This window comes from Photorhabdus tasmaniensis (assembly GCF_011189505.1).
Lineage (GTDB): Bacteria > Pseudomonadota > Gammaproteobacteria > Enterobacterales > Enterobacteriaceae > Photorhabdus > Photorhabdus tasmaniensis.
Window position 1 is genome coordinate 88290 of sequence record NZ_PUJU01000007.1, and the last position, 12200, is coordinate 100489.

General features: G+C 41.9%; 11 protein-coding genes. 4 read left to right on the plus strand and 7 right to left on the minus strand.

Features of this window, described 5'->3' with window-relative positions:
- Positions 1-26: 26 nt before the first annotated feature.
- Both C5471_RS04775 and tehB read left to right on the plus strand, forming a co-directional pair.
- Complete coding sequence (locus C5471_RS04775) at positions 27-2168, plus strand: polysaccharide biosynthesis tyrosine autokinase (RefSeq protein ID WP_133815336.1); 2142 nt, start codon at positions 27-29, stop codon at positions 2166-2168.
- Positions 2169-2406: 238 nt separating this feature from the next.
- Entirely contained in the window at positions 2407-3264 is an 858-nt protein-coding gene (gene tehB, locus C5471_RS04780) for an SAM-dependent methyltransferase TehB (RefSeq protein ID WP_133815337.1), read from the plus strand.
- Between the two features lie 120 nt (positions 3265-3384).
- Here tehB and C5471_RS04785 read toward each other — a convergent pair whose 3' ends face one another.
- A complete protein-coding gene (locus C5471_RS04785; RefSeq protein WP_133815393.1) occupies positions 3385-4974 on the minus strand; it encodes an FGGY-family carbohydrate kinase in 1590 nt (529 codons plus the stop codon).
- Between the two features lie 620 nt (positions 4975-5594).
- Between C5471_RS04785 and C5471_RS04790 the strand changes: the two genes are divergently transcribed.
- Both C5471_RS04790 and C5471_RS04795 read left to right on the plus strand, forming a co-directional pair.
- A complete protein-coding gene (locus C5471_RS04790; protein WP_133815338.1) occupies positions 5595-6962 on the plus strand; it encodes an alanine/glycine:cation symporter family protein in 1368 nt (455 codons plus the stop codon).
- A 302-nt stretch (positions 6963-7264) separates the two neighbouring features.
- Complete coding sequence (locus tag C5471_RS04795) at positions 7265-7525, plus strand: YfhL family 4Fe-4S dicluster ferredoxin (protein ID WP_133815339.1); 261 nt, start codon at positions 7265-7267, stop codon at positions 7523-7525.
- Between the two features lie 2 nt (positions 7526-7527).
- Here the strand turns inward: C5471_RS04795 and acpS are convergent, their stop codons facing one another.
- From acpS to lepB, 6 genes are all read right to left on the minus strand, one after another.
- Positions 7528-7908, minus strand: a complete 381-nt coding sequence (acpS, locus tag C5471_RS04800) for a holo-ACP synthase (protein WP_133815340.1) — start codon at positions 7906-7908, stop codon at positions 7528-7530.
- Complete coding sequence (gene pdxJ, locus C5471_RS04805; RefSeq protein ID WP_133815341.1) at positions 7908-8639, minus strand: pyridoxine 5'-phosphate synthase; 732 nt, start codon at positions 8637-8639, stop codon at positions 7908-7910. The genes acpS and pdxJ overlap by 1 nt, the downstream gene beginning before the upstream one ends.
- Before the next feature lie 69 nt (positions 8640-8708).
- A complete protein-coding gene (gene recO / locus C5471_RS04810) occupies positions 8709-9434 on the minus strand; it encodes a DNA repair protein RecO (protein WP_133815342.1) in 726 nt (241 codons plus the stop codon).
- A 10-nt stretch (positions 9435-9444) separates the two neighbouring features.
- Positions 9445-10353, minus strand: a complete 909-nt coding sequence (era, locus tag C5471_RS04815; protein WP_133815343.1) for a GTPase Era — start codon at positions 10351-10353, stop codon at positions 9445-9447.
- On the minus strand, positions 10350-11030 hold the full coding sequence (gene rnc / locus C5471_RS04820; RefSeq protein WP_021324758.1) for a ribonuclease III: 681 nt from the start codon (positions 11028-11030) through the stop codon (positions 10350-10352). The genes era and rnc overlap by 4 nt, the downstream gene beginning before the upstream one ends.
- Before the next feature lie 177 nt (positions 11031-11207).
- Positions 11208-12188 carry a signal peptidase I gene (lepB, locus tag C5471_RS04825; protein ID WP_133815344.1) on the minus strand — a complete coding sequence of 327 codons (981 nt, stop codon included), beginning with the start codon at positions 12186-12188 and terminating at the stop codon, positions 11208-11210.
- Positions 12189-12200: the final 12 nt, after the last annotated feature.

Here is a 12200-nt window from a genome sequence, read left to right on the forward strand (position 1 = left end):
CTTAATAAAGTAATTATAGGCTTTTTATGACTACATCAGATAAATCAAATCACACACATACGGATAGTGATGAAATTGATTTAGGCCGTCTTCTTAGTGCCTTATTCGATTATCGCTGGGCTATTGGCGGAATCACTCTCTTATTCATGGTTATTGGTCTTGGTTATTCCTTGATTGCTACACCTGTATACAAAGCGAATGCTTTATTGCAGGTTGAAAAGAAAAGTGGTGCATTATCTTTAGTCGGAGACATGACGGATATGCTGTCTGGAAGACAGTCAGATACATCAGCAGAATTGGAGCTATTATCTTCCAGAATGATAATAGGGAAGACAGTAAAGGAATTGAGTCTGGATATTCTGGTTACAGCCGACTATTTTCCTGTGATAGGCAAGGGGATTGCCCGTCTTCGAGGTATGCCGAAGCTTGACATTGTTATTAAAAATTTTACGGTATCATCAGAGTATATTGGCAAAGCGATAAAAATATATGTTGATGATTCAGAAAATTATCGGTTGGAGTTTAACGATCAGGTTTTTCATGGGCAAGTAAACAAGGTACTTGATGCTGATGGTATAAATTTGCTTATCTCAAATATCTTGGCTTCTCCAGGGCAAAGTTTTACATTGGTTAAACGGCCCCGGTTGGATGCCATTCGCTCGCTACAACAAGCTTTACGGGTGACGGAGAAAGGAAATAATACCGGAATTATCTCGCTTGAAATAGAAGGTAATGACCGTAAAAGAATCAAATTGATACTTGATAGTGTCAGTAAAAATTATTTGCAACAGAATGTGACAAGAAAGACAGAAGAGGCTGAGAGTAGTCTTGGTTTCTTAAAGAATCATTTACCTAAAGTTAAAATGGCGCTCAATCGTTCTGAGGAGGAACTTAATCAGTATCGTCAGGCTAATGAATCTGTCGATTTATCACTTGAAGCAAAATCAGCTCTGGAGACATTGGTCCAGGTTGAGAAACAGCTCAATGAATTGACTTTCAAAGAAGCTGAGTTGCAGCAATTGTATACCAAACAACATCCTGCTTATGTTGCGTTGCTTGATAAGCGCAAGGCGTTGGTTGACACCAAAAAGGAGCTGAATCAGTCAATCAAACGGCTACCTAAAACACAGCAAGAAATTTTACGTTTAACCCGGGATGTTCAGGTTGGGCAAGAAATTTATGTTCAGTTACTCAATAAACAGCAGGAATTGAACATTTTGAAAGCGGGGACGGTTGGTAATGTACGTATTATTGATGAAGCGGTTGTAGAAAGTTCAGCTGTAAAACCGAAAAAGTCATTGATCATTGCCGCTATGACGATGTTAGGGCTTATATTATCAGTCGGAGTCGTTTTATTAAGGGTAATGTTCCGTAAAGGGATTGAAAGCCCTGAACAATTGGAAGAAATAGGGATTTCCGTTTATGCAACTATCCCACTATCTGATACCCAGGCTAAACTTGAACAGCAACAGAAAAAGAGAACTCATCGTCAGAAATTGCGGTTATTAGCTATTCATGATCCTACTGATTTGGCTATTGAAGCATTGCGGAGTCTTAGAACAACCCTGCATTTTTCAATGATGGAATCCGCGAATAAAGTTATTCTTCTTTCTGGTTCAGCTCCTGAATTGGGAAAATCTTTTATTTCGGTGAACCTTGCGGCAGTATTGGCATTAGGTAATAAACGCGTTCTTTTAATAGACGCAGATATGAGAAGAGGCCATTTGCATAAGGTGCTGGAAAGCCCTCAATCTTTGGGGCTTTCTGAATATCTGGCTGGTCAGAATCAGTTAAAAGAGGTTATTACCAGAACTTATCTTACTGAGCTTGATTTTGTTAGTCGGGGCGATACTCCGCCTAATCCGTCAGAGTTGCTTATGCATAATAGATTCAAGGAGTTGTTATCTTGGGCAGAAGAGCATTATGATTATGTCTTGATAGATACCCCACCTATTTTAGCCGTAACCGATGCTGCGATTATTGGGAGATATGCAGGAACTTCATTGTTAGTTGCCCGTTATTATAAAACGCGAGTTAAAGAAGTTGACGTTGCTATTCGCCGATTTGAGCAAAACGGCATTCATATTAAGGGCGTATTGCTAAACGCGGTAGAAAAAAACTCCGGCCTCTATTATGGCGGACATTATCAATACAGTTATAAAGATTGACCTTTTTCTCCGGCTTTAGGCCGGAGAAGTTTTATCAATGAAATCTTACTATATTCTGTTTTCTGACAATCAATGAGTTTGCTCAAATAAAAAGAAAATTAATCATTTTTTCTTTTGTTTCGTAAGGATAGCTACGGCGAACCTGCCGAAATTTTACTCCCGTTACTTTATGCCTTTACAGTGACAGAATGCAACTATAAGATGCATTTAAAATGAATCTTATTATCAGGGAATTCCTATGAGCGATTTTGTTTGCTATAAGCGAATGCCAATCTGGCAAAAAAACACCATTCCTGACATGTTTACTGAAAGACATAACACCAAAGAGGGGACGTATGCTTGTCTTGAGATCCTTGAAGGTGAACTGGAGTTTGTAATTTTCGATGGTGATCAGGAAAAAACGGCATACTTTAATGTGCAAAAGCAACCTCCCATTATTCAGCCAGAGGTCTGGCATAAAATAAAATGGGCGAGTGATGATATTAAGTGCCAGCTCTCTTTCCTATGTGAACCACAATATCTGTTTTATAAGCAAAATAACTTGTCATTGCCTCACTCAGAGATCAGATATTTGGCAGATATTATTTCTCCTTGTAAAACATTGGATTTGGGATCCGGCCGTGGCCGGAATGCTTTCTATCTGGCAGAAATAGGTTATGACGTTACAGCAGTGGATATCAGTCTGCAACATATTGATGCAATTAATGCTATTAAAGAGAAACAACAGATTAAAAATATCTATACAGCTGTTTATGATATTAACTTGCACAATATTGTAGAAAAATACGATTTAATTATTTCAACTGTAGTGCTGATGTTCCTGCAACGGGAAAAAATCGCTGATATTATTCACAATATGCAGAAACAGACAAATGAAGGTGGGATTAATTTGATTGTTTGCCCGATTGAAACAGATTCTGCACCATATTCATTACTACCATTTAAATGTTTCTTAAAACCAAGAGAATTGGAGAGTTATTATGCTGATTGGGAAATGATTAAGTATAATGAAAATCCTGGGCATCTTCATAAAACAGATGAAAATGGTAATAGAATAAAATTAAACTTCGCAACGCTTATCGCCAGAAAACGATAAAATATTTAAATGAACATATTAATATCAACGGTCGGTTTAACCGACTGTTGATTTATTTTATAAGTTGCAATCACGAATATGTGTTCTATTCTGCTATATTCCGGTTTTTATTATTAAAGATTAACCGCAGGTTTGCATAATTTTGTTATATTGTTGTTGGTCACGGTACATTTGCAGATAGACTTGATATTTAGCCTGATGAAATAAAAAGGTCTCTTTTTCCGGTTTGATAACGCTGCCGTCACGTACCATCGATTTTGCTGCCTGAGTGAAGTCTTCAAAAAAACCGCAGGCAACAGTACCAAGCAAAGCAGAACCAAGATTGACTGCATCCTCTTCCTGAGGCAGATGAATTTCACGTCCGGTGGCGTTGGCGTATTCACGTAACCATAATGGGTTTTTGGTTGCGCCCCCACATATAGCCAGCCTGTTTATCTGGTGCCCGGCTTCTACTAATGCATCAATAATGTGACGAGTGCCATAAGCGATAGATTGCAGTGTTGCCAGGTAATGACGGGCCAAGGCGTCACGATCATTTTCCAGCGTGAGCCCACTTACCATTCCCTTGGCGTTAGGGTTTACCCTTGGTGAACGGTTGCCGTGATGGTCAGCTAAAATATGTAAATAAACAGTTGGGTATTTTTCTTGTTTTTCTAACCGCGCAACGGCTTCATTCAGTAGCTGGTAGTATTGATGACCGGATGCCTTAGCTTCTGCTTCCAGCTCCTGCCAGCTGTTATGCTGGCGAATTGACCATTCAACCAATGCACCAGCGGCGCTTTGCCCACCTTCGTTGAGCCAGTAACCGGGTAGCATTGCGCCGAAATAAGGTCCCCAGACACCTGGAACCATGACAGGATGGGGACTGACAATCATGTGGCAGTTTGAAGTTCCACTGATAATGACCAGACTGCCTTCTGGATATGCACCGGCCAGTGCTAACCCACCCGCATGTGCATCGATAATACCACCGGCGACAACAACTCCTGTGTGTAGCCCAAAATCCTTAGCCACTTTAGCGGTCAGATAACCGGCTTTCTCGCCAATCTCAAGAATGGTAGATGGAACTTTATCGGTTAAATCTTCTAAACCCACCACATGAAGTAGATCTTCGCTGAACTGTTTTTGATGAGCCAGATAGTTCCATTTACAGGTAAGAGTACAGATACTGGCTACATCAGCGGCAGTGGCCTTCCACACTAAAAAATCGGCTAAATCAAAGAAACGCCATACATCCTGATAACGCTGAGGAAAATGGTTTTTTAGCCATAATATCTTCGGTAGTTCCATTTCAGGGCTGACTTCACCACCCACATAGCATAGTGCCGGATCATTAGTCTGATTTATCGTGATGGTTTCTTTGGTTGCCCGATGATCCATCCACATGATGATGTCGTGTTCAGGATCCCCATTTTCAGCTACAGAAAGCGGCAGCCCTTCATTCGCTACAGCGACTAGTGAACAGGTAGCATCGAAACCGATTGACTTAACATCAAGGGGATTAATATTCGCCAATGTGACAGCTTCTTTTACTGTTGCACACACTTGTGCCCAAATATTCTCAGAAGATTGTTCGATAAAATCGGTTTTTGGATGAAATTGTTGAATAGGGAGGACAGAGAATGCATGTCGTTTGCCGTGCTGGTCAAAAACCGCAGTACGGACACGGGCTGAACCAACATCAATACCAATGAAATATTGTTGTTCCATCATGTGATCCTCCTCTTATTCGTTAACTTAAGCCGACAAAATGAGTTGAATGGAACAATAACACAATAAGGTTATTCAATTATTGTGAAGTGGCTCGAGAAAGATTTAGTAATTTTATGATGATAAAAAATACTGCACATATTTTTCTATTGTTTTGTTGGCTGTTGTAATAAACCTATTCCAGATAATGGTTTGTTTAAGAGGGAAAATACGATAGATGGAGAAAGGATTTTTCTTAAAAATTTTTGATAATTTATGCTGAGATGTTATTTGTTTAACTCATTATTTTTTAAAAATAATACAAAGAAGCTCATTAATTAACAGAAAAATTAAGTATGTAAATTGATATTTATTTTAGTTAGTTAAAAGAGTTAGGTGTATCAGTAAGTTATTAATATTCAAGAGAGAGGGGCAGATGTGAAAATTTCGTGATGGATTTGGTATAACAAATTTGGGGTATCCTATCTTAAAATTCTATCGAGTGATATCACTCACAAGTATCAAATCTTTTTCCTTTTTTACGGAATTTTTCCTCGCTTATTTTCTGTAAATATTCTTTTATTTAGATTGCTGCGCATATGTTGTTATTTTGTTATGGAATATCTGAGGGCATCTAATCTATGGGGCTAATCACAGAATGGCTAAGTGCTATTAACGGGGTCGTGTTGGGAATACCGATGATGGTCGGTCTTTTCGGGGTTGGGATCTTCATGCAGATCCGTCTCTCTTTTCTGCCTATACGTAAACTGGGCACGGGCTTTAAATTACTGTTTGAGCGTAATCATCAGCGGGGAGAAGGGCAGATATCGCCGTTTAACGCACTGATGACTGCACTTTCTGCCACCATTGGTACAGGTAATATTGCCGGTGTGGCTACTGCGGTTGTATTAGGTGGGCCAGGTGCCCTGTTTTGGATGTGGATAACCGCATTAGTTGGCATGGCGACTAAATATTCAGAGGCTGTATTGGCGGTCCGTTTCCGTGAGGTTGATAAAAATGGTCACTATGTTGGTGGCCCTATGTATTATATAAAAAATGGCCTGGGTAAAAAGTGGGCCTGGTTGGGAACGCTGTTCGCGGTATTTGGCAGTATTGCCTGTTTTGGGATCGGTAATACCGTACAGGCAAATTCTGTTGCTGATGTAATGCAAAGTAACTTCGGTGTTTCTACCATGGTAACCGCCATAGTACTGGCGATTCTAGTTGGTGCAGTACTTATCGGTGGTATTAAACGTATTGCTGATGTTGCAGGTAAATTAGTACCATTTATGACGGTTGCCTACTTAGCTGCTGGGATCATTGTTCTGGGCGTGAATTTCAGTGAAATTCCTGCTGCGTTTGCTCTGATTGTTAAATCTGCATTTACACCTGTTGCCGCCCAAGGTGGCTTTGCTGGTGCGGCAGTATGGGCAGCAATTCGTTTTGGTGTGGCCCGGGGAATTTTCTCTAACGAAGCGGGGTTGGGAAGTGCGCCGATTGCTCATGCAACAGCGAAAACCCAAAACCCAGTTCGTCAGGGGTTGATTGCCATGCTTGGGACTTTCATTGACACTATTATTGTTTGTTCTATCACTGGCTTTACTATCGTCATTACGGGTGGTTGGTTAACCGGTCAGACTGGTGCGACACTAACAGCGGCCTCTTTCTCTGCGACGATTCCTGGTGGAAACTATATTGTAGCAGGCGCTTTGATAATATTTGCCTTTACTACGATTCTTGGCTGGAGTTTCTACGGTGAAAAATGCATTCAGTATCTATTTGGACAAAAAGCAATCACACCTTTCCGTGTGGTATGGATTATTGCTTTAATGGTTGGTGCTACTCAATCGTTGGATTTCGTTTGGTTACTGGCCGATACATTAAATGCAATGATGGCAATCCCGAATCTGATTGCAATAGCACTGTTAAGTCCGGTTGTTTACCGGCTGACAAAAGAACATATTAAAGATGTGAATGCCGATGGCGTTGATATTAAAGCAAAATTTTGAATAAAAGCCTTCCAGTCTGGAAGGCTCAGATGACTGACAAAGTGCTGGTTTTTCATCCGGCATTTTGTTTCAATTAAGCTCCGTTCACCAAACGGAGCTGGCCGTCATGTTAAGAACGCCCCCCTCAGACAGATCTTTCCGCCTGAAACTCTCCCTCAAAGCGCTCATACCTAAAAACCATCTCAACAAAGTTTTTCAATGTAATTTATGTTGTATAGAAATATAAGAAGTGTGTAATATCAAGGAATAAAAACTATCAATAACACACTGATTTAAAACAAAGAATAAGTTAATTTATTAAAATGTCGTTATTAATCAAAAAGAGCTGTATCAATTGTGATATGTGCGAACCAGAATGTCCCAATCAGGCTATATCAATGGGAGATGAAATTTATGAAATCAATTCTGACCGTTGCACTGAATGCATCGGCCATTATGATGCTCCTACTTGCCAGTCAGTCTGTCCGATAAACAATACGATTATTACCGATCCCGGCCGCCAGGAAACAGAAGAACAATTGTGGGATAAATTTGTGCTATTGCATCATACCGATAAAATCTGAAATTAACTTTCCAGAATAACTGTCGCGCAAGCGTAACGACGCTCATCAGCCAATGTGACATGCAAAGAGGTTACCCCCAGTTTATGTGCCAATTCTGCGGCTGCACCATAGAGCCGCAGAATAGGTTTTCCCAGAGAATCATTAAGCACTTCAAACTGGTTAAATGCCAGCCCATTACGGATACCGGTTCCCAACGCTTTTGCCGCGGCTTCTTTTACTGCAAAACGTTTAGCCAGAAAACGAACCGGTTTTTCATGTTGCTGATATTGCTGCCATTCTGATTCACTGAGAATGCGTTTTGCCAGACGCTCACCCGAGCGTCCGACAACACCCTCAATACGGGCAATTTCAACAATATCTGTACCTAACCCAATAATAGCCATTAACGGTGAGCTTTCCGTATCTCAGTTTTCATATCTGCCACCGCAGCAGCCAAGCCACTGAATACCGCCCGCCCAATTATTGCATGACCAATATTCAGTTCATAAATTTCCGGCAGAGCAGCAATACGTTGTACGTTATTATACGTTAGTCCATGGCCCGCATTAACTTTCAGCCCCTTGCCAGCAGCATAGGTAACAGCTTCTTTAATACGCTGGAACTCTTTTTCCTGTTCTATTTCATCTTCTGCATCAGCATAAGCACCTGTGTGAATCTCAATAAACGGTGCACCAACCTCACTAGCAGCATCAATCTGCTGGTGATCCGCATCGATAAATAACGAAACAAGAATACCCGCGTCAGATAAACGCTTAATCGCCTCAACCACTTTATCTTTCTGACCAATAACATCTAAACCCCCTTCTGTTGTTACTTCCCGACGTTTCTCAGGCACCAGACAGCAAAATTTAGGCTTGATATGACAGGCGATATCTATCATTTCATCTGTCACGGCCATTTCAAGATTCATCCGGGTCTGGATAGTTTCATTCAGCAGTTCAACATCCCGATCAGTAATATGACGGCGATCTTCACGTAAATGAATAGTAATACCATCCGCACCCGCCTGCTCTGCAATAAAAGCAGCCTGAATAGGGTCAGGATAAACTGTGCCACGGGCATTGCGCACTGTCGCAATGTGATCGATGTTAATACCTAACAATACCTCAGCCATATTTATCTCCTGTAGTCATATTGAATAGTAACAAGTTTACACTTTCCATTATGAAGAGAAACAAATTCATTAGTTTTCTTTCTCTTCAGGCTTTTTACATACAAACTGCCGAAATAACTCACGACTTTTTAGAGGCTTGCCACCTAGATAAGGTTTTAAAGCCATACGGGTGAAACGCTTTGCTGCTTTTAATGTTACTGAATCAGGGAATTCACGGGCGGCCAGTGATTTTAATTCACGCCCGGTAAAACTGTAGTGATCAACAACCAGACTGGCGATAAATCCTTTTTCTTCTCTATAACGGTAAGTCATTGTATCGTCCACAGGTTCGCCACTTCCTGCACAATGAAGATAATCAACGCCATAACCAAGATTTGCCAACAACGCCAGCTCAAACCGGCGTAATGCATGTTCCGGTGTATATTCGCTGGCAGCAAGAATCTGCAAACACTGGAGATAATCAAAGAATAAAGCGGGATAAGCCGTTCCCTGTTCAAGCACTCTTGACAACAATTCATTGATATATAAACCGCTGTACAACACGCTGCCGGTAAGAGGAAGGGCGAGAGAGATAGGATCTGCATCACGCAGCGTTTTAATTGCCCCCCGACCACTCCAACGAACCAGTAACGGAGTAAATGGCTGCAAGCAGCCTTTAAGATTGGAACGACGGCTGCGTGCACCTTTTGCCAATACACTGATCCGTCCTTCATTTTCAGTAAACAGATCCAGTAACAGACTAGTTTCACTGTAAGGACGCCCATGAAGAACAAAAACACGCTGCCAACCGTCCACAGGTGAGCCCTTATTTCAAATCATCGACGTAACCCAGGCTACGCAGTGCCCGCTCGTCATCAGCCCAGCCCGCTTTAACTTTAACCCACAGTTCCAAATGGACTTTAACATCAAACAGTCTTTCCATGTCCTGACGGGCTTCAATACCAATAGTTTTAATTTTACTGCCTTTATTACCGATAACCATTTTCTTCTGGCCTTCACGCTCAACCAGAATTAAACCGTGGATCTTGTAATCACCGCGCTCATTCACCACGAACTGCTCAATTTCAACCGTGACAGAATAGGGTAATTCATCACCGAGAAAACGCATGAGTTTTTCTCGGATAATTTCAGACGCCATAAAACGCTGGGAGCGATCAGTAATATAATCTTCCGGAAAATGGTGAGTTGCTTTCGGCATATGTCCGCGCACAATTTTTGCGATCGTATCTACGTTCATGCCTTTTTCAGCACTCATCGGTACAACATCAAGGAAGTTCATCTGTTTGCTGAGGAAACCAATATGTGGCAACAGGGTGGCTTTATCCGTCACGTTATCCACTTTATTGATAGCCAGTAAAACCGGACAATGCAAGCTACGCAGTTTATTCACGACCATTTCGTCATCGGAGGTCCAGTGAGTCCCTTCAACAACAAAAATGACCAGCTCCACATCACCGATAGAGCTACTGGCCGCACGGTTCATCAACCGGTTAATCGCCCGTTTCTCTTCAATATGCAATCCGGGAGTATCCACATAAATGATCTGATAAGCACCCTCAGTGTGAATGCCAATAATACGGTGACGGGTAGTCTGCGGTTTGCGGGAAGTGATAGATACTTTCTGACCTAAAAGCTGATTCAGCAATGTAGATTTACCTACATTAGGTCGTCCGACTATTGCAACAAATCCGCAATAGGTTTCTTGTTCGCTCATTCAAGCTCCAGTTGTTTTAATGCTTGCTCCGCCGCCGCCTGCTCTGCTTTGCGGCGGCTGGAGCCTGTTCCTTTAACCGGCTGTTCGATACCACTCACTTGACAGTGAATAGTAAATTCCTGGTCATGGGCTTCACCACGAACCATAACAACCAGATATGATGGCAGGGGCAGGTGATGCCCTTGCAGGTATTCCTGTAAACGGGTTTTCGGATCTTTTTGTTTGTCACCAGGGCTGATTTCATTCAGGCGGGTTTCGTACCAGCTCAAAATAATTCTTTCAATGGTCTGAATATCGCTATCAAGGAAAATAGCACCAATCAGTGCTTCAACCGTATCAGCCAGTATAGATTCACGACGGAAGCCGCCGCTTTTCAATTCACCTGGCCCTAAACGCAGACATTCACCTAATTCAAATTCCCTTGCCAATTCAGCCAAAGTATTACCACGCACCAATGTGGCGCGCATCCGGCTCATATCCCCCTCATCGACACGAGGAAAGCGATGATACAGTGCATTGGCAATGACAAAGCTCAGAATTGAGTCACCAAGAAACTCCAGCCGCTCGTTATGTTTACTGCTGGCACTACGATGAGTTAACGCTTGTACCAGCAGATCATGCTGATCAAAAGTGTACCCCAGCTTACGCTGCAATCTGTTAATTACGATGGGATTCATGTGCTACCAAATATAGGTCAGAATTCGTCAAATAAAAACGCACACGCAACAGACCTGTTACAGGAAATTCTGACAAAACTGTTGCGTTTGCACTGGCTCCTTAGGGGAGCCAGTTATTAAGTTTGAAAGGATATTCTACACTGTGAGTAAAATTAATGCTTCGCTAATATAGAAATATTAATTAATTCCACCAATGCGGCTAAAGCGAACTCCGGTAGGCCATTCTCCTTCCTGTTTCTCAAAACTCATCCAAATCGCTGAAGCGCGGCCAACCAGATTTTTCTCAGGAACAAAGCCCCACTCACGGCTATCCGCGCTATTATCACGGTTGTCACCCATCATAAAATAGTGGCCTTCGGGTACAATCCACATTCCCTCCGGCAAACCAGGCTGACGGAAATTAGGCATCGGCAATAAACCCGGAATCTCTAGAATATGGTGTGTCGCCGTTCCCAAATTCTCAATTCGCTCACCTTGCCGCCGACTGTAAGGTGGTAATGTTTCTTCAACCGGTATTTGGAAAACACCTATCTTTTTCAGGTTTTCGCCCTTGGAGTTAACGCCATACTGCTGCATTGTCCACTCACTTGGGAACAGTGAACCGTAAGAAACCGGTAATTCTTCCTTACAACTTTCTGTTTTGCTACAACCAGAGAAAACCCGCAGCTCTTTTTTTATCGGATCATAAATAATTTTATCGCCCGGTAAGCCAATTACCCGTTTGATATAGTCAAAACTTGGATCCAACGGATATTTAAATACTGCGATATCACCACGTTTTGGTTCACCGGTCTTGATCAGTGTTGTTTGCGTGATGGGATCTTTCAACCCGTATGCATACTTCTCTACCAGAATGAAATCACCAATCAATAAAGTGGGCATCATAGAACCCGATGGGATCTGAAATGGCTCATAAACAAAAGAGCGCAGGATCAGAACCACGGCTAACACAGGGAAAATAGATGCACAAGTATCCACCCATGTTGGTTTGTTAATAGTCTCAGCCAGATGCTCCTGATCCATTGTACCTTCAGTCAGCTCTTGCAATCTGATAAGTTTTTTCTTACGCGCTGGGGCCCATTTGAAACGATCAATACACCAAATAATGCCGGTGACTAACGTTGCCAGCGTTAGGATCAGGGCAAAAGTGTTAGCCATTTAGACTCCTTA